Consider the following 17,412-nt stretch of genomic DNA (forward strand, 5'->3'; position numbering starts at 1 on the left):
TCTTACTCCGCTGTTCGGATATTTTCATTATTCAATTTCAAATCTTTTTTATCTGCAATCTCTTTCAAACGCTCTGAACGAATCAATTCATTCACTTCCTGCTTGGCATCGTCCAGCTCTGTTTTCTTCTCCTCTATCTGCGCATTGATTTTCGTCAAATCACTTTGCACTTGCAAAAGTCGTGTCTGCATAAAGATGATACTCACTGCTAAAACGAGAGCTGTAAATGCGATGGAAAGATAAAAAGCCTTCTCCACACGTGAGAATTTTTTGATACGATTCTGCAAGAATTGACTGGTTGTTTCTTTCTTATCTACCATTTTTTCCTCTTACTTGTGAATTTTTCTGGCCACGCGCAACTTAGCTGAGTGCGAGCGGTTATTGGCTTCTAACTCTTCTGCACTTGGCAAGATTGGCTTACGGGACACCAATTCCATCTTAGGCTTGAGATCATCTGGGATGAAAGGCAAACCTTTTGGAACTTCAACCGTTGAAGCTTCCTTGAACAATTGCTTGGTCAAGCGGTCTTCTAGTGAATGGAAGGTAATCACTGAGATTCTACCATCTAGAGCCAACATATCCATAGCCTGCTGGATAGATTCATCTGCCGCCCCCAGTTCATCATTGACTTCAATTCGAATAGCCTGGAAGATCTGTTTGGCAGGATGGCCCTTCTTCTTGAGCTCCTTGGCAGGTTTGGACGACTTGATAATTTCTGCCAACTCCGTCGTTGTCTCGATTGGCTTGACTTCACGTGCTTGTTCAATCTTACGCGCAATCTGTTTAGAGAATTTGTCCTCGCCATATTTGAAGAAAATACGAACCAAGTCATGATAGTCATAGTGGTTCACCACTTCATAGGCTGTCAGACTCGCTTCCTGATTCATCCGCATGTCCAGTGGCGCATCCTTTTTATAAGAAAAACCACGCTCACGCTGGTCCAATTGAGGACTAGACACTCCCAAGTCATAACAAATTCCATCAATTTCCTGAACACCAGCTTCGCGCAAACGTGCCTGTAAATGACGGAAATTATCCTTGATAAAAGTCACCATCCCCTTTTCAATGTAAGGTGCCAAACGTTTTTGCGCATTGTCAATGGCATTCTGGTCCTGGTCAAAGGCATAGAGATGGCCTTTTTCACTTAATTTGCTTAATAAATATTCGCTATGGCCTGCTCCACCCAAGGTCGCATCAACGTAGATACCCTCAGGCTTTACGTCGAGCATATCAATCGTTTCGTGGAGTAAGACCGTTACATGATGAAATTCTTTTGTCATATCTTATCTATTTTACCACAAATCTGACTAGCTTGCACTAGTCAGACAAATAGACCAAAAACAAGTAAGATTTCTTTAAGAAATATGTCAAATATGCTTGACATCTACTCCATAGAAGAATATAATATAGTCAAATATATACGACACAAATCAGAAAGGAGTCCAGATGAATCGTGTGAAAGAATTTCGCAAGGAACTGGGCATTTCCCAGCTCGAACTCGCCAAGGATATCGGTGTCTCGAGACAAACCATCAATATGATTGAAAACGACAAGTACAATCCAACCCTGGAACTCTGTCTCAATCTCGCCCGCAGCCTCCAAACTGATCTCAACAGTCTCTTTTGGGAGGATGATTTTTAAAAAAGGAGCCAACTCATGAAAAAAGAAACCTTTACTGAAAAACTGATCAAACGCACATACGGTAATTCTGGTCCCCTTGACGAATACAAACGGCGTGAGGCCGATCGTATCGGTAACCAAGTCTTTATCATCCTCTTTTATCTGATGATTTTCGGAAATCTTATTCCACTCCTTCTGGCCTATAAATACCCTCAAGAAGTGGCTCTAATCTATCCTCCTCTGATTTTAGTGATTGCCCTCATCGCTGCTGGCTATCTCACCTACCAAATGCAAAAAACAGGGATTACAACTATTGAACCAGATATGCTGAGTGAGAAAGAAAGTAAGCAACTATACTACCCAGGTCTTAAAGCAGGTTTGTTCTTTGGTCTATGGATGTTTTTTATAACTCCTCTTCTCAGTATACTCATAGGTGACAGTCAGGACTATTTTCATTCTCTTCTCACTATAAGAAATGGAGTATCAAGCATTCTCGGTTCTATCTTCTTCGGAGCAAGCATACAGTTCCTCATCTCCCGTCGCATTGAAAAAGCTAAGAAAGATCAAGATGAGGATTAGGAGGAAACTCATGAAAAAAGAAAAGAAGCAGTTACGTTATCCTGGTCTAAAAGCAGGTTCGATTTATGGAACAGTGATATTTTTTATAATTCCACTCATTGATACTCTAACAAGTGAAAATCCAAATTTTATCAGTTCTCTTCTAAATACAAAACATATTTTTAAAACTATACTGGGAGCTTTCTTTTTCGGAGTGATGATACATATTGTCGACTCACTTCGTATTGCAAAAACTAAAAAAGACCAAGATTAGGAGGTGCCCTATGAAATCATTACTAACTTTACTGACCTATCATCTTTTGTTCAGTTCTCTGCTCATCTTCATCATCATTTCAGGGAACTTGCCAATCGACGAGACATTCCTCGTGCTAGTCTTTATTCTAGCACTTAACAAAGTACTGACTTATCTAAAGATTGACTCCCCAAAAACGCGCACACTTAACTTAGCACTATACTTTATGATTCTATCCTTACCACAACTGACGCTCATTTCAAGCAATTGGAAATATTATATACTGCTAACTATCGCTATCCTTTCTTCTATTACTTATCTTTATTATCTCTATCAATTCGTAAAAGAAAATCAGTAAAACCGCTCACTTAGGAGGTTACTAGCATGAAAAAAGAAGACTTGACCACTCGCCTACTCCGAAATCTCTTTCATATTCAAGGCCCTTTTGATGAATGCCGGCAAGAGATTATCTACAAAGCCTGTGCCCGTTCCATGGTCCAAATCGTTTATTCTTCCTTCTTTCTCTTCTTGTTTTATCTGTTATTTGGACGCTTCATAGAGGTCGTTCGCTATGCCATGCCCTACGTTTACTCTGGACTCATTTTTTTCATTACCTTAAAAACTCAAAAAGCCGTCAAAGAACTCCATCTGGAAAAAGATGACAAGTCAGAAATCATCCTCAAAACCTACAGCAAAGCCCAAATCAAATTTCGAAGCTGGATTGTGTTTATCGGTCTTCAGATTGGCCTCTTTACCCTACTCATCTTTCATAAAGTCTTCGTTCAGCAGATGTCCCTTTCAGATTTTGGAAAGTTGCTCGTGCAATTCGATAAAAGTGTTCCATTGCTGATGTATGGTCTGATTATCGGTAGCATTTTTGGAACCCTGACCTACGGATTTCTATCACTACAGGAGGAGAAAACTCCTAAAAATATCAAACAGAAGGAGAAAAGCAAGCAATGACTTCACTATACGATTTTTCAGTCTTGAACCAAGACCATCAAGAAACTCCACTAGAGACCTATCGTGGCAAGGTTCTCTTGGTTGTCAACACTGCTACTGGATGTGGTTTAACGCCCCAGTACCAAGGACTTCAAGAACTCTATGATCGCTATCAAGAACAAGGTTTTGAGATTTTAGACTTCCCTTGCAATCAGTTTATGGGACAAGCACCAGGCAGCGCAGAGGAAATCAACACCTTCTGTAGCCTACATTATCAAACCACCTTCCCACGTTTTGCCAAGATCAAGGTCAACGGTAAGGAAGCAGATCCCCTCTATGTTTGGTTGAAAGAACAAAAATCTGGCCCACTAGGAAAACGAATCGAATGGAATTTCGCTAAGTTTCTCATCGGTCGAGATGGGCAGGTCTTTGAACGCTTCTCTTCAAAAACAGACCCTAAACAAATTGAAGAGGCGATACAAAAATTACTCTGACTTTTTTTGAATACATTCTTTCATTCAGTTTAATTCTTGAAAGGATGTATTTTTTTCTTTAAAAAGTGAAAGAATTTCTTTAAATTAGGTTTACTTTCTCTATTGCATTTCTTGGAACAATTTAGTATATTTGTTATGTTAAGGTTTTTAGGTTATTTTAAAGATTAAGATAACAATTTTAATTTTTTTATTCTAAAATGAAAGCGCTTAAACAGAGGGGGTAATTAGTCTCAAACTATTGCACAAAATCTAACTATCGCTAAAGAAAATCGTTTCCAAGTCATACTTGGGCTCAGACAGTAGCTGACTGTCTTGATTCAAACTAGGAGTACATTATGAATCGATACCTTTTTGAAAAAGAGCAAACTTTTAGCATCAGAAAATTAACCGTTGGAGTTGCTTCGGTTATGGTCGGACTCGCTTTTTTTGCATCTGGTACAGCACTAGCTGACGAAGCAAAAATTGAAACTACAAGCTCTCAACCAAATGTAGAAAAATTGGCCGAAGTTGAAAAAATCAAACCAGAAGTCAAAAATGAAAGTCCTGTAATTTCTACACCTCAAGAGTCAGAGAAAGCAGAGAAAACTGTTAAACCAGTAGAAGAGAAGACTGTAGCAGAAACTAAAACTACTGACTTGCTTCCTGAAGAAATCCACGATCAAGCTTATCCTGATGCACCTGTTAAAAACATAGATACTTCAGCAATCGTAGACAAGAAGGATAGCCCTAAAGTTGAGACAGAAAGCATTCTAAAAAACAAGGAAGAACTTCCAAAAGAAGCTGAAAATGGTAATCGTGCGATTATCAACGGTGGTCTAGATTTGAAGCACGTCCCTTATGAAGGACAACCTGCTACTGCTGCTAGTATGATTTACACTATTTACAATGGTGGTTCCCAACGCTATATCGTGTCTGGTTCTGGTATTTTTGTGGCACCAAATGTCATCTTGACTGTTGCCCACAACTTTTTAGAATCAAACCGTGATACAAAAGAAGGACATATTCGAGGCGGAGATTCTGCTAAGTTTTACTATAACCTCGGTTCTAATTCTGCTGTTCGCAATTCTCAACCTGTAACGGGTAATACTACTCTATTCAAAGAAGAAGATATTCATTTTTGGAACAAGAAAGAATTTGGAAAAGGATATCAAAATGACTTGGCTGCTGTTGTAGCACCTGTTCCTCTTCAAATCGCTAGTCCAAATAAAGCTGCTACCTTTGTTCCTTTGGCAGAAAACAAAACCTATCAACCAGGGGACCCTGTTAGCACGATTGGGTATCCAACTGACTCAAGCTCACCTGAGCTCAAAAAACCAATTGTAGCTGGTCAACTTTACAAGGCTGATGGTGTCGTGAAATCTGTTGATAATTATGATGATAAAGGCTCAAAAGGCATCACCTATCATATGACTTCTGTTTCAGGCCTTTCAGGTGCTGGTATTATCAACAGTGATGGTAAAGTAGTCGGTGTTCACCAACACGGCACAATTGAAAACGGCATCCCTGACAAAGACCGTTTCGGTGGTGGGATCGTCCTCTCACCTGAGCAAGTCAAATGGGTAAAAGATATTATCGCAAAATATGGCGTCAAAGGTTGGTACCAAGGTGATAACGGGAAACGATATTACTTTACTCCTGAAGGAGAAATGTTCAGAAATAAAACTGCTGTTATTGGTGAAAATCAATATTCTTTCGATGAAAATGGTGTTGCGACACTCATTAAAGGAATCGATTACGGACGTGTAGTTGTTCAACACGTAGATGAAACTGGTAATCCAATCAAAACTGATGATACTTTTGTTGAAAAAACTGAAGTTGGAACAGCTTTTGATTATAACTTCAAAAAAGAAATCGCTAAGACTGACTTCTATACAAAAAATCAAGAGAAATACCAGATTGTCTCTATTGATGGCGTCGAAATCAACAAACAACTCAAAGATGAGTGGACCTACAACGTCGTCAGCAAAACAGCTCCAGGAACACGGGTCATCAAGGTGGTTTATAAAGTGAATAAAGGTTCATTTGCCATTCATTATCGTTTGAAAGGCTCAGAGCAAGAATTAGCAGATGTTGTTACTGATAATAATGACGGAAAAGAATACGATGTTTCCTTTGTAAACACTTTTGAAGCAAAAGAAATCGCAGGCTACCGCGCAATCACTCCACGCTTAGAAGCCAGCATCCAGCACAAGGGTGTGAATGATGTTGTCTTTGAATACGAAAAAATCTCTGATAGCTCTAATCCGACTTCAACTGTTTTACCTGCTGCTCATCCAGAAGATCAAGAAACAGAAATTGGAAATCACGGTCCCCTTCCAAGCAAGGCTCAACTTGATTATCACAAGGAAGAATTAGCTGCCTTTATCCACTATGGTATGAATACTTATACTAATTCTGAGTGGGGACATGGAAATGAAGACCCTAAAAACTTCAATCCAACTAACTTAGATACAGATCAATGGATCCGTACTCTAAAGGAAACTGGCTTTAAACGAACTATTATGGTTGTCAAACACCACGATGGTTTCGTTATTTACCCATCTAAATATACAAATCATACCGTAGCTGCAAGTCCATGGAAAGATGGAAAGGGTGATCTTTTAGAAGAAATCTCTAAATCGGCTACTAAATACGATATGAACATGGGTGTTTACCTATCACCATGGGATGTTAATAGCCCTAAATATAAGGTAGCTACTCAAAAAGAATACAACGAATACTACCTCAATCAACTAAAAGAAATCCTTGGTAATCCAAAATACGGTAATAAGGGTAAATTTATCGAAGTTTGGATGGATGGAGCACGCGGTAGCGGTGCCCAAAAAGTAACCTACACTTTTGATGAGTGGTTCAAATACATCAAGGAAGCTGAAGGAGATATCGCTATCTTCTCTGCCGAACCAACAAGTATCCGTTGGATTGGAAATGAGCGTGGTATCGCCGGTGACCCTGTATGGCATAAGGTCAAGAAAGCAAACATCACCGAAAATGTTAAGAACGAATACCTTAACCACGGTGACCCTGACGGAGATATGTACTCTGTAGGAGAAGCAGACGTTTCAATCCGTTCTGGTTGGTTCTACCACGATAACCAGCAGCCAAAATCTCTCAAAGAATTGATGGACATCTACTTCAAGTCTGTTGGTCGTGGAACCCCACTCCTTCTCAATATTCCACCAAACAAAGAAGGAAAATTTGCAGATGCGGATGTAGCTCGCTTGAAGGAGTTCAAAGCAACCCTAGACCAAATGTATGCGACTGACTTCGCCAAAGGTGCCACTGTAACAGCAAGTTCTACTCGTCAAAACCACCTTTACAAGGAAAGTCACCTGACAGACGGTAAAGATGATACTAGCTGGGCGCTCTCAAATGATGCCACAACTGGTAGTTTCACAGTCGATTTAGGACAAAAGAGACGCTTTGACGTTGTCGAACTTAAGGAAGACATTGCCAAAGGTCAACGTATCTCTGGTTTCAAGATTGAAGTCGAAATCAACGGACGCTGGGTGACTTACGGGGAAGGTTCAACTGTTGGTTACCGTCGCTTGATTCAAGGTAAACCTGTAGAAGCACAAAAAATCCGTGTAACTATCACTGGTGCTCAAGCAACTCCAATCTTAACCAACTTCTCAGTCTACAAGACACCAAGTAGTATCGAAAAGACAGACGGCTACCCTCTTGGACTTGAATACCACTCAAATACAACAGCGGATACAGCCGGTACAACTTGGTACAATGAATCTGAAGGTGTTCGTGGTACTTCTATGTGGACCAATCAAAAAGATGCCAAAGTAAGCTATACTTTCACAGGAACCAAGGCCTATGTCGTCTCTACAGTTGACCCAGGTCATGGAGAAATGTCCGTCTACGTTGATGGCCAAAAAGTTGCGGATGTGCAAACTAAGAACACTAGCCGTAAACGCAGCCAAAAAGTATATGAAACAGACGATTTAGCACCTGGCCAACATACCATTACCCTTGTTAATAAAACAGGTGAACCAATTGCTACAGAAGGAATCTACACTCTAAACAATAACAGCAAGGGTATGTTTGAGCTTGAAGCAACTTCTTACGAAGTCGAAAAAGGAAAACCAGTCACTGTTAAAATTAAACGTGTTGGTGGAAGCAAGGGTACTGCTACTGTTCGCTTCATCACAGAACCTGGAACTGGGGTTCACGGTAAAGTTTACCAAGATACAACTCAAGATGTGACTTTTGAAGATGGAGAAACAGAAAAGACTGTTACCATCCCAACGATTGACTTTACAGAACAAGCCGACTCTATCTTTGACTTCAAAGCCAAGCTCACTTCTGTTTCTGATGGTGCTTTACTCGGTTTTGCTACCGATGCAACCATCCAAGTGATGAAAGCTGAATTGCTGATCAAGGATCAAACAAGTTATGATGACCAAGCTAGTCAGTTGGATTACAGTCCTGGCTGGCACCATGAAACCAATTCAGCAGACAAGTACCAAAAAACGGAGTCTTGGGCTTCCTTTGGTCGCTTAACTGATGAACAAAAGAAAAAGACAACTGTCACAGCCTACTTCTACGGTACTGGACTTGATATCAAGGGCTATGTTGATCCAAATCATGGTATCTACAAAGTCTTCCTAGATGGCAAAGAAGTTCCTTACCAAGACGGCATGGGAAATGCGTCGACTATTGAGGGCAAGAAATACTTTAGCGGTCACGCTGCTCAACGTCAAGGCAATCAAACTCTGGTTAGCCTAAAAGGTCTTGATGAAAACTTGCACGCAGTCACCCTTCAACTAGATCCTGATCGAAACGATTTGTCTCGAAACATCGGTATCCAGGTGGATCAATTCATCACTCGTGGTGAAGGAAGTGAACTCTACAGCAAAACACAAATCCTTCAATCTCTCTCTAAATGGAAAGACGACTTATCTAACTTTGATCCAAGTGGTTTGAAAAATACAGCAACTGCACGCCAAGCGTTCAAGTCTAATCTTGATAAACTCACTGCACAATTAAGTTCTGATACTGTAAATGTACAAGATGTGATGTCAACAGTCACTGCTTTGCAAGATATTCTTAGCAAAGACGAAAATTACCGAAAACCTGGAGACGAAACAAGTCCAGAACAACCAGTTGAACCAAAACAACCGGAACAGCCTGAAATCAATTACGATAAGGATATGACTAGCTTGACTGAAGCTATCAAGAAAAAAGTGGCTGAGCTTGGTGCCAACAACGATGCTAAGAAGAGATTAGTTGAAATTACTGATAAAGCAATCGCAGCTATCCAAGAAGCCAAGACTCAAGAAGACGTCAACAAAGCCCTCAATAACGCTCTTGAACAAATCAAGCAATTGCAACCTAGCCAACCAGAACAACCAGTTGAACCGAAACAACCTGAACAGCCTGAAATCAATTATGATAAGGCTATGGCTAGCCTGACTGAAGCTATCGAGAAAAAAGTGGCTGAACTTGGTACTAACAACGATGCTAAGAAGAAATTAGTTGAAATTACTGATAAAGCAATCGCAGCTATCCAAGAAGCCAAGACTCAAGAAGACGTCAATAAAGCCCTCAATAAGGCTCTTGAACAAATCAAGCAATTGCAACCTAGCCAACCAGAACAACCAGTTGAACCAAAACAACCGGAACAGCCTGAAATCAATTATGATAAGGCTATGGCTAGCCTGACTGAAGCTATCGAGAAAAAAGTGGCTGAGCTTGGTGCTAACAACGATGCTAAGAAAAAATTAGTTGAAATTACTGATAAAGCAATCGCAGCCATTCAAGAGGCTAAGACTCAAGAAGATGTCAATAAAGCTCTCAATAAGGCTCTTGAACAAATCAAGCAATTGCAACCTAGCCAACCAGAACAACCGGTTGAACCGAAACAACCTGAAAAACCAATTACTTCTTCAAGTCCTGAAGAAGGGGTTAAAGAGCTTGTCTTCCAACTCCCAAGTTTGGAGATTGTTAAGAAGGCAGTACCATTCAAGACTATCCGTCGCGAAAATCCACAATTAGACAAAGGGAAAGAACAAGTTCTATCAGAAGGGAAAGATGGTGCTATAATCGAGTATATCGAAGTAGATGGCAGCAATCGTAAGGTAGTTCAAACCGAATCAACTCCAGCTCTAGACCGAGTGATTGAAGTTGGGACTAAACAAAGTTCTGTAGGAACAGATACTCCACCAGTTGTGACTCTTCCTGAGTACCTTCTACCAAAAGAACCTGAAAAACCAATTACTTCTTCAAGTCCTGAAGAAGGAGTTAAGGACCTTGTCTTTAAACTTCCAAGTTTGGATATTGTCAAGAAGGCAGTACCATTCAAGACTATCCGTCATGAAAATCCAAACTTAGATAAAGGAAAAGAGAAAGTTCTAGCAGAAGGGAAAGATGGTGCTATAATCGAGTATGTCGAAGTAGATGGTAGCAATCGTAAGATAGTTCAAACTGAATCAACTCCAGCTCTAGATAGAGTAATTGAGGTTGGAACTAAACAAAGTTCTATAGGAACAGAGGCGCCACCAGTTGTGACTCTCCCTGAGTATGTTCTACCTAGAGAAACTGAAAAACCAGCTCCTGCAGTTGTAACAGAAGATTCACCAAGAAAAGATGAAAAAGCACCTGTTGCTACTACAGTTAAACAAGACAAGGAAAAACAACTCCCAGAAACTGGAGAGCAAGAAGCAAATGCCTTCTTATTCTTGGCTGCTATTACTTCAGTATTGTCTCTACTCATCTTCCAAAAGAATTTCAAAGACTAATTAAAATCTTTACTTAATTCTTTTCAATGATTCTAGCTCCCCCAAAGAGAAGGCCAGCCGGTCTTCTCTTTTTCTATATATAAATCAAAAAATATCCATAAATTTCTATGGATATCTTAGTATCTATAAAACAGAATGATTATTTGGGATAAGTATTTTCGAATTCAACTACGATATCAAGTACACAATCATCCAAAAAGATGGAGCTCTTATCTGATTTAATCAGAAATACCATAATAATCTGCTGCAAGCTCTCCGCAGATAACTACAATAGTGTACACCAGAGAACGAGCTCATCTCCTACCAAATCTACTAGCCACTATTTTAACTCCGGCATATACATAGATCCTATTTCTGGGACACTCTTTCTCCGTTACCACCCTAAAATAAAATCTATGCTCCCGCCCATCCTTGGCATTTTCCTTGTTTAAAACAAAGTAGTTTTTCTGATTCATCGCCATGGTTCGTAGGATGTCATCAATCAAGAAAGTCAAGGGTACGTTCATGGCAGAGTATTTTTGAAAATCCTCTTCAAAACGAATATAGTTATCTGAAAAATAATCCATCTGCAGTTTGTTTTCATACAGCTCTTTTCTAGTCATAAACTCCCTCCTCCCACAGTCGAATTTCGAGGACATCTGCAACATCTATCAACCTATATCCCTCGTTTGTCCTAATAGATAGAGTCTGAGGCGATAACTCTCTCACCACACCGATGATAGTGGTTTTCTGCTTCTTTTCCTTTAGCACAAAACTTCCCCTAAGTTGGCCAACATAAAGCTGAGAAAGCAAGTGCAACTTCTCATCTGGAGTCAAATCCATCGAAAAATCAACCCGGCTTTTTTCTTCACTGAGCGAACTGGTGTGTTCTGAAAGGTAAAATCCCATCCACTTCTGCATACCTGGATCTTGATAATCTCGCGCGGATTGAAAGGGTAAATAAGAACGATCAATCATTTTAATCCATCTAATCCTCCAGCAGAATGTCCCCCAATCAGCTTGCTTCTAGCAAGACTCCTAGAGGCTTCTTCCAGTGCATTTGCTCTTAAAAGGGAAGTGAAACCAAATTGTTCCCGAATGGAGTCAATGGCCGTCTGGAGCCTTTCTTCTTTTTCTAACTTGTCAACATCGTCAAAGAGAGATATCAAACCAAAGGACTCATCCACAAATCCTGAATAGTTGATTCCAACACTTCTGACTGCTCCTGAAGTGTATTTGTTATGAAATAACTTCAAAACATAATCCGTTAAGACAGCTGTATTATTGGTCGGTTCGACCTTCATTTGTGTGTGAATAGACGACCTGACCTCCTGTTTAGAGAAACCGACATAGATAGAGACAAGGGTTGTTTTCTTGCCAGACCTTCTCAGTCTAATAGCCACCTGCTCCGCCATTTCCCGGAGAATAATTTCAATATCACGTAGCTTCACGTAGTCTCTCGGCAAGATTTGAGAATTCCCCAAGCCCTTGGATTTGGCTTTATAGGGCTTATGAACATTGCTCTCATCAATCCCGTTAGCATGAAACCACAAACGAAGACCAGCCTGACCCAGAGCTTTTTTTAGCTGGTCGGGATTGCTGGTTGCCAATTTCTTGATGGAATAAATCCCCAGAGCATGCAAGCGTTTCTCCATCCGCCTGCCAATTCCCCAAAAGTCGGTCATCTTGGGAATGGACCAGACCTTCTCTTCCACATCCTGGTAAGACCAGTTGGCCCTCATGGTCGGAGTGTGCTTGGCCTCATTATCCAGAGCCAACTTGGCTAGTAAGGGATTGGCATTGGACATACCTACTGTAGAGTAGATCCCTGTCTGCCTCCAAATATCCCTCTGAATACGGGCAGAAAGCAGATCCAGCTTGTCTTTGCGAGAGAGACTCTTATCTGGGATGAAATAGTTGAGTGAACTAGTCAGATCAATAAAGCCCTCATCGATAGAGTAGGGATAAATATCATCTGGACTGCCATAATTCTGAAAGATTCGCTGGATTTCCATATTGACTGCAATGTACTCGTCCATTCGAGGAGGGACAATCAAGGTCACTTGAGCCCAATCTTCGATGTAGCGAACATAGTCTGAGTCGGTAGGTAGCCCTTGCTTTCGAGCATTGTAATAGGAAAATTTTCGCGTTTTGATATCAAAAGGCAAATCATAGGCCCGACCAACATTTGACTTGCCAAAAATCTTCTTAAACAGGGGAGAGGAGGCTAGGATAAGACCAGTTGAATTATCCGCGCGACTCATGACACAAAGCGAGGTTTTCAGCGGATGTAAGCCCCGTTTCACGCACTCAACACTGGCATAAAAGGATTTCATATCGACAAAGGCAATGTCACTTTTGGGCTCTCTGGAATAATCAAAGTAGCCCATTGACTAGCCCTCCATCGGTACAAAGTTCCCAACGATAATCCCCACAATCCGAGGATCTTCCTCATAGGAGATGAAAATATCCTTGTATTTAGGATTGATAGAGACCAGACGCAGGCCATCTTCCTCCCTATAGACTCGTTTGATATAGGTCTGGTTGTTGCAAACCACTGCATAAACAGCCCCATCATAGTCAAATCCTGTCTCTCGAATCAGAGCTACTGAACCATTTTGATATTTAGGTTCCATGGAGTCCCCAGACACCCAGGACGCAAAATCATGGGCTAGTTCCTCATTAAAGTAAACCGTATCAAAATTCTGATCATCGTAGACTGAAGCCCCAATCCCTGCTGACATGCGTTCATAAACACGGTACTCGTAGAGGCGCTCTGGCATGGGAGCCACTTTCTGAGCCTGTTCTTCTTGAGCCAGGTTGCGAGCATAGAGAACAACCTTCTCCTGCCCTTGCTTGGAGAGGCTATGGTAGAGACGGACAATCTCGATCTGAGTAAAATATCCTTTTGGTACTTTTAAAATATTCTCTAGCTGAAACACCTTCTCCTTGGACGGTTCCTTGACTCCACGTTCCCAAGCCGAGTAAGCCTGAAAACTAATCCCAAGTTTCTCTGCAATTTCCTTCTGTGTCAGTTTTAACTCTTTCCTCCGAGCCTTTAATTTTTCTGGCTGATACATACTTCACCTCCTATTATGATACTTTAATGGACATTATCTCCCTTAGAAAGACTAATCGATGCTTGAATCCATATTTTTAAAACTCAACCAATACGGTTTAGTTTTATTATATAAAAAAAGTGGACGGTTGTCTACTAGGAATATCTATTTCTGCTACACACTTAATAGTGGTATTGACCTTGTTCTATATATGTGCTAGAATTATTGTTATATATTCAATGAAAGGCTTTACACAATATGTTTCCATTCATGCCGGCGGCACGAGCAAAAACTGTTTTTGATATTCCTTATCAAAGATTGTATCAACTTGGTTTTAAAGGATTAATTTTTGATATCGATCAAACTCTTGTGATGCATGGTGCCCCTGCTACAGAACAAGTTATTGAACTTTTTCAAAATCTCAAAGCCATTGGTTTCCAAATTTTTCTTTTGTCAAACAACGACGAAGAAAGAATATCAGAATTTAATCAACACTTATCTGTGCCTTTTATTCCTCTTTCTGACAAACCAAATCCTAAGAACTTTAAAAAAGCTCTTGACATGATGCAGCTAAAGCCATTTGAAACAGTTATGATTGGAGATCAACTTTTTACAGATGTCCTGGGAGCTAGTCGGGCAAATATCTCCACTATCTTGGTTGATTTTTTATATGATCCTAAAGAAGGCGGAATTGGTAAAAAACGATGGGTTGAAAAATTAATACTTCATACTTACCCATTTTTGAGACAAAAAAATAAAAATTTAGATGTGATCAAAAAGGAGAAACAACATGGTTTTTTGGAATAAGGATCTATTATTTTGTGAAATTAGTCCTACAACATATAAAATCTCTTTAAAAAAAGAAAATCTAAAACGACATATCCAGAACTTTAAACAAGGAAAAAAATTCTCTAAGATTCGTCAAGAAAAGATATTACCTAACTTAGTTTCATCATATTCTACCCAACTGATAAAACATGGTCCTGGAATTGATATTACTCTTCAAAAAGGAAAAGCTACCAACATACAGATTGCTAGTAAAAATCTAAATAACATTATCATTCATCCAGGAGAAGAATTTTCTTTTTGGAGTTTAGTTGGTAATACAACTAAGAAAAAAGGATACCAGGAAGGGCGAGTTATTGTTAATGGTAAAGTAGAACCTGATATTGGTGGCGGGCTATGTAATTTAGCTAACTTGCTTCATCTTTTAATTGTTCATAGTCCTATGGAAATTACAGAATTTCATTCTCACTCTGATGCATTAGACCCTGATAAAGGTACTCGGAAACCATTTGCAAATGGAACTTCTGTACAGTATAATCATCAGGACTATCGTTTTAAAAATAATACTGACCAACTTATTCAATTGAGAACATGGACTGAAAATGAAATTCTCTTCGGGGAATTAAGAAGTGAATCACAATTTCCGTTCACTTATCAGATAGTTGAAGAAAATCATCATTTCAAAAAAGAAGGCAATTATTACTATCGCAACTCCATGATTTATCGTGAAAAACTTGATAGAATAACTGAACAAACTTTGGAAAAAGAGCTTATTTTGAAAAATCATTCAAAAGTCATGTACGATCCGAAACTCATTCCTAAAGAAATGATTAGACAGTAACCTAAGTACTTTTATTTTTAAGAAAAATAACTTAGAATTAACATCAAAAGGAACATTTATGAACTCACCTAAATTAATTGTTATGCTGACGCATAATGATCACACAATTGAAAATGCACGAGAAATCTTCGAATCATGTAAGAACACCAAAGCCGAATTTTGGGGATTTAAAGAAAAACCACTTCCAATTTCGGAAATGAAGTCTTTATTTTCAGAAATGAAATCTTACGGTAAAACTACTTTTCTTGAAGTTGTGGAATACGATGAAGAGAATGGTCTTCAAGGTGCACGAATTGCAAAAGAATGCGGATGCGATGTTTTAATGGGGACTGTCTACTTTGATTCAATCAACGAATTTTGTAAAGAGAATAACATAAAGTACATGCCATTCGTAGGAGAAATTAAAGAGCGTCCATCTATTTTGGAAGGTACTATAGAAAATATGATTTCTCAGGCGAAAGAATACTTAAAAAAAGGAGTCTATGGCTTTGACTTACTAGGTTACCGTTATACTGGCGACCCCTTGGAGCTAAATAATGCTTTTACTCAAGCCATACAAGCTCCCGTCTGTTTGGCCGGAAGTATTGATTGTTATGAACGGTTGAATGAAGTAATTGATACAAATCCTTGGGCATTTACAATCGGAAGTGCATTTTTTGAAAAAAAATTTGGTACAGAAATTCACGAACAGATTAATAATGTTTGTAATTATATAGAGAAATAAGGTAAAGTATACTTTGAAATTAATATACTCTCCTATATCAAATAAATTTTACTTTTATATCAACAAACTACTCTCAAAAAGTGAGACTTTTAATCTCACTTTTTGAGAGTAGTTTTGTATTTTGACTATCACTTTAGTAAATATTCAGCAAAAGATATTATAACTTTTATACTAAAAATAAGATCGAGAATTTTTAAAAATATGTATTAAAAATATTTCATGTTTCTGCTGTAAAAATCAATGGTGGAAATTTTTAGGGAAACTCTTGATTTTTAGACAAAAAAAGACATCCAAGAGAAAACTCTTGAATGTCTGTAAACGTTGATAGTATCGTATTGATTAACGTTTTGAGGCAACTGACTTCGTCAGGTTGCAGCCACATTTGTAAGCGACTAAAGTCGCAACAACTGTGTCAATTGCACCAATTTAGTAAGAAAATACAAAAAGAACACCCCGAAAGGTGCTCTCTGTAAGTATAGTAATTCTTTCGAATTAACGTTTACTAAATTGTGATGCTTTACGAGCTTTCTTAAGACCTGGTTTCTTACGTTCAACTTTACGTGAGTCACGTGTAAGAAGTCCTGCGCGTTTCAATGAATCGCGGAAGTCTGGGTCTACTTGAAGAAGGGCACGAGCGATACCGTGACGGATAGCTCCTGATTGACCTGCGTATCCACCACCTACAACGTTAACGAAAACGTCGTATGAACCTACAGTTGAAGTAACTGCGAATGGTTGGTTGATTACAAGACGAAGGTCAGCGTGTGGGATGTACTCTTCAACATCTTTTTTGTTAACAGTGATTTTACCAGTTCCTGGAACAAGGCGAACGCGTGCAACAGCGTTTTTACGACGTCCAGTACCTGTATATTGTGCTTGTGACATACTTTATTGTTCCTTTCCTTAGATAAGTCCTGAAATGTCAAGAACTTCTGGTTGTTGTGCAGCGTGAGTGTGCTCAGCTCCAACAAATACTTTCAACTTCATACCTTGAGCGCGTCCAAGAGTATTGTGTGGAAGCATACCTTTAACTGATTTCTCAATCAAGCGTACTGCATTTTTAGAACGAAGTTCACCTGCAGAGATTTGTTTCAATCCACCTGGGTGGTTTGAGTGAGTGTAGTAGATTTTATCAGTTGCTTTTTTACCAGTCAATTTAACTTTTTCAGCATTGATAACAATCACAAAGTCACCTGTATCAGTGTGTGGTGTAAATGTTGGTTTGTTTTTTCCGCGAAGTACGCTAGCAACTACTGCAGAAAGACGTCCAAGTGGTACATCAGTTGCGTCAACTACGTACCATTTACGTTCAACTTGGCCTGGTTTAGCCATAAATGTTGTTTTGTTCATGATTTCTCCTATATATAGTTCGATTTTTGTTTACGATGATGGGTGTTCCTTCCCATCGAA

The 17,412-nt window shown here is 39.3% G+C and carries 18 protein-coding genes; 10 read left to right on the top strand and 8 right to left on the bottom strand.

The window, feature by feature from the left end:
• Nucleotides 1-2: 2 nt before the first annotated feature.
• Nucleotides 3-320: a cell division protein FtsL gene (gene ftsL, locus FJN11_RS08750; RefSeq protein ID WP_000227824.1), complete on the bottom strand. Its 318-nt coding sequence runs from the start codon at nucleotides 318-320 to the stop codon at nucleotides 3-5.
• Between the two features lie 9 nt (nucleotides 321-329).
• Nucleotides 330-1,280 carry a 16S rRNA (cytosine(1402)-N(4))-methyltransferase RsmH gene (gene rsmH, locus FJN11_RS08755; protein WP_140224481.1) on the bottom strand — a complete coding sequence of 317 codons (951 nt, stop codon included), beginning with the start codon at nucleotides 1,278-1,280 and terminating at the stop codon, nucleotides 330-332.
• Nucleotides 1,281-1,446: 166 nt separating this feature from the next.
• On the opposite strand from rsmH, the gene FJN11_RS08760 reads away from it, so the two are divergent.
• From FJN11_RS08760 to FJN11_RS08790, 7 genes are all read left to right on the top strand, one after another.
• On the top strand, nucleotides 1,447-1,641 hold the full coding sequence (locus FJN11_RS08760; RefSeq protein ID WP_001082470.1) for a helix-turn-helix transcriptional regulator: 195 nt from the start codon (nucleotides 1,447-1,449) through the stop codon (nucleotides 1,639-1,641).
• Nucleotides 1,642-1,656: 15 nt separating this feature from the next.
• Nucleotides 1,657-2,199 (top strand): DUF3278 domain-containing protein, encoded by a 543-nt coding sequence (locus FJN11_RS08765; RefSeq protein ID WP_140224482.1) that lies wholly within the window; start codon nucleotides 1,657-1,659, stop codon nucleotides 2,197-2,199.
• Between the two features lie 10 nt (nucleotides 2,200-2,209).
• The gene (locus FJN11_RS08770) at nucleotides 2,210-2,452 is read left to right on the top strand and encodes a hypothetical protein (protein ID WP_140224484.1); all 243 of its coding nucleotides are present in this window, start codon (nucleotides 2,210-2,212) and stop codon (nucleotides 2,450-2,452) included.
• Between the two features lie 10 nt (nucleotides 2,453-2,462).
• Entirely contained in the window at nucleotides 2,463-2,789 is a 327-nt protein-coding gene (locus FJN11_RS08775; RefSeq protein ID WP_140224485.1) for a hypothetical protein, read from the top strand.
• 26 nt (nucleotides 2,790-2,815) lie between these two features.
• The gene (locus FJN11_RS08780; RefSeq protein WP_140224486.1) at nucleotides 2,816-3,394 is read left to right on the top strand and encodes a DUF3278 domain-containing protein; all 579 of its coding nucleotides are present in this window, start codon (nucleotides 2,816-2,818) and stop codon (nucleotides 3,392-3,394) included.
• Nucleotides 3,391-3,867 carry a glutathione peroxidase gene (locus FJN11_RS08785; protein WP_140224488.1) on the top strand — a complete coding sequence of 159 codons (477 nt, stop codon included), beginning with the start codon at nucleotides 3,391-3,393 and terminating at the stop codon, nucleotides 3,865-3,867. Before FJN11_RS08780 ends, FJN11_RS08785 begins: the two co-directional genes overlap by 4 nt.
• A 335-nt stretch (nucleotides 3,868-4,202) precedes the next feature.
• Nucleotides 4,203-10,613: an alpha-L-fucosidase gene (locus FJN11_RS08790; protein ID WP_140224489.1), complete on the top strand. Its 6,411-nt coding sequence runs from the start codon at nucleotides 4,203-4,205 to the stop codon at nucleotides 10,611-10,613.
• A gap of 293 nt (nucleotides 10,614-10,906) precedes the next feature.
• Here FJN11_RS08790 and FJN11_RS08795 read toward each other — a convergent pair whose 3' ends face one another.
• From FJN11_RS08795 to FJN11_RS08810, 4 genes are read right to left on the bottom strand one after another with little or no spacing between them, the layout of a single operon-like run.
• Nucleotides 10,907-11,215 (bottom strand): DUF5960 family protein, encoded by a 309-nt coding sequence (locus FJN11_RS08795; RefSeq protein ID WP_049552606.1) that lies wholly within the window; start codon nucleotides 11,213-11,215, stop codon nucleotides 10,907-10,909.
• The gene (locus tag FJN11_RS08800; protein ID WP_140224491.1) at nucleotides 11,208-11,570 is read right to left on the bottom strand and encodes a hypothetical protein; all 363 of its coding nucleotides are present in this window, start codon (nucleotides 11,568-11,570) and stop codon (nucleotides 11,208-11,210) included. Before FJN11_RS08800 ends, FJN11_RS08795 begins: the two co-directional genes overlap by 8 nt.
• Nucleotides 11,567-12,982: a Y-family DNA polymerase gene (locus FJN11_RS08805; RefSeq protein WP_064276377.1), complete on the bottom strand. Its 1,416-nt coding sequence runs from the start codon at nucleotides 12,980-12,982 to the stop codon at nucleotides 11,567-11,569. Before FJN11_RS08805 ends, FJN11_RS08800 begins: the two co-directional genes overlap by 4 nt.
• A gap of 3 nt (nucleotides 12,983-12,985) precedes the next feature.
• On the bottom strand, nucleotides 12,986-13,672 hold the full coding sequence (locus tag FJN11_RS08810) for an XRE family transcriptional regulator (RefSeq protein WP_084861943.1): 687 nt from the start codon (nucleotides 13,670-13,672) through the stop codon (nucleotides 12,986-12,988).
• A 237-nt stretch (nucleotides 13,673-13,909) separates the two neighbouring features.
• Here FJN11_RS08810 and FJN11_RS08815 point away from each other — a divergent pair, with 237 nt between their 5' ends.
• Genes FJN11_RS08815 through FJN11_RS08825 form a run of 3 tightly spaced genes read left to right on the top strand, consistent with a single transcriptional unit; the run spans nucleotide 13,910 to nucleotide 16,002 of the window.
• Nucleotides 13,910-14,458 carry a YqeG family HAD IIIA-type phosphatase gene (locus tag FJN11_RS08815; protein WP_049509859.1) on the top strand — a complete coding sequence of 183 codons (549 nt, stop codon included), beginning with the start codon at nucleotides 13,910-13,912 and terminating at the stop codon, nucleotides 14,456-14,458.
• On the top strand, nucleotides 14,442-15,278 hold the full coding sequence (locus FJN11_RS08820) for a VanW family protein (protein ID WP_140224492.1): 837 nt from the start codon (nucleotides 14,442-14,444) through the stop codon (nucleotides 15,276-15,278). The genes FJN11_RS08815 and FJN11_RS08820 overlap by 17 nt, the downstream gene beginning before the upstream one ends.
• Nucleotides 15,279-15,336: 58 nt before the next feature.
• Nucleotides 15,337-16,002 (top strand): hypothetical protein, encoded by a 666-nt coding sequence (locus FJN11_RS08825; RefSeq protein ID WP_049486648.1) that lies wholly within the window; start codon nucleotides 15,337-15,339, stop codon nucleotides 16,000-16,002.
• Nucleotides 16,003-16,494: 492 nt separating this feature from the next.
• Here the strand turns inward: FJN11_RS08825 and rpsI are convergent, their stop codons facing one another.
• The gene (gene rpsI / locus FJN11_RS08830) at nucleotides 16,495-16,887 is read right to left on the bottom strand and encodes a 30S ribosomal protein S9 (protein ID WP_000075976.1); all 393 of its coding nucleotides are present in this window, start codon (nucleotides 16,885-16,887) and stop codon (nucleotides 16,495-16,497) included.
• Between the two features lie 18 nt (nucleotides 16,888-16,905).
• Complete coding sequence (gene rplM, locus FJN11_RS08835) at nucleotides 16,906-17,352, bottom strand: 50S ribosomal protein L13 (RefSeq protein ID WP_001044624.1); 447 nt, start codon at nucleotides 17,350-17,352, stop codon at nucleotides 16,906-16,908.
• Nucleotides 17,353-17,412 lie beyond the last annotated feature (60 nt).

It is taken from the genome of Streptococcus symci (genome assembly GCF_006385165.1).
In the GTDB taxonomy this organism is placed as follows: Bacteria; Bacillota; Bacilli; order Lactobacillales; family Streptococcaceae; genus Streptococcus; species Streptococcus symci.

Coding starts and splice junctions, on each gene's coding strand:
- FJN11_RS08775 (WP_140224485.1), top strand. CDS start 2,463: ATGAAATCATTACTAACTTTACTGACCTATCATCTTTTGTTCAGTTCT.
- FJN11_RS08760 (WP_001082470.1), top strand. CDS start 1,447: ATGAATCGTGTGAAAGAATTTCGCAAGGAACTGGGCATTTCCCAGCTC.
- rpsI (WP_000075976.1), bottom strand. CDS start 16,887: ATGTCACAAGCACAATATACAGGTACTGGACGTCGTAAAAACGCTGTT.
- FJN11_RS08805 (WP_064276377.1), bottom strand. CDS start 12,982: ATGGGCTACTTTGATTATTCCAGAGAGCCCAAAAGTGACATTGCCTTT.
- FJN11_RS08795 (WP_049552606.1), bottom strand. CDS start 11,215: ATGACTAGAAAAGAGCTGTATGAAAACAAACTGCAGATGGATTATTTT.
- FJN11_RS08825 (WP_049486648.1), top strand. CDS start 15,337: ATGAACTCACCTAAATTAATTGTTATGCTGACGCATAATGATCACACA.
- FJN11_RS08800 (WP_140224491.1), bottom strand. CDS start 11,570: ATGATTGATCGTTCTTATTTACCCTTTCAATCCGCGCGAGATTATCAA.
- FJN11_RS08810 (WP_084861943.1), bottom strand. CDS start 13,672: ATGTATCAGCCAGAAAAATTAAAGGCTCGGAGGAAAGAGTTAAAACTG.
- FJN11_RS08765 (WP_140224482.1), top strand. CDS start 1,657: ATGAAAAAAGAAACCTTTACTGAAAAACTGATCAAACGCACATACGGT.
- FJN11_RS08770 (WP_140224484.1), top strand. CDS start 2,210: ATGAAAAAAGAAAAGAAGCAGTTACGTTATCCTGGTCTAAAAGCAGGT.
- FJN11_RS08790 (WP_140224489.1), top strand. CDS start 4,203: ATGAATCGATACCTTTTTGAAAAAGAGCAAACTTTTAGCATCAGAAAA.
- FJN11_RS08780 (WP_140224486.1), top strand. CDS start 2,816: ATGAAAAAAGAAGACTTGACCACTCGCCTACTCCGAAATCTCTTTCAT.
- rsmH (WP_140224481.1), bottom strand. CDS start 1,280: ATGACAAAAGAATTTCATCATGTAACGGTCTTACTCCACGAAACGATT.
- FJN11_RS08820 (WP_140224492.1), top strand. CDS start 14,442: ATGGTTTTTTGGAATAAGGATCTATTATTTTGTGAAATTAGTCCTACA.
- FJN11_RS08815 (WP_049509859.1), top strand. CDS start 13,910: ATGTTTCCATTCATGCCGGCGGCACGAGCAAAAACTGTTTTTGATATT.
- FJN11_RS08785 (WP_140224488.1), top strand. CDS start 3,391: ATGACTTCACTATACGATTTTTCAGTCTTGAACCAAGACCATCAAGAA.
- rplM (WP_001044624.1), bottom strand. CDS start 17,352: ATGAACAAAACAACATTTATGGCTAAACCAGGCCAAGTTGAACGTAAA.
- ftsL (WP_000227824.1), bottom strand. CDS start 320: ATGGTAGATAAGAAAGAAACAACCAGTCAATTCTTGCAGAATCGTATC.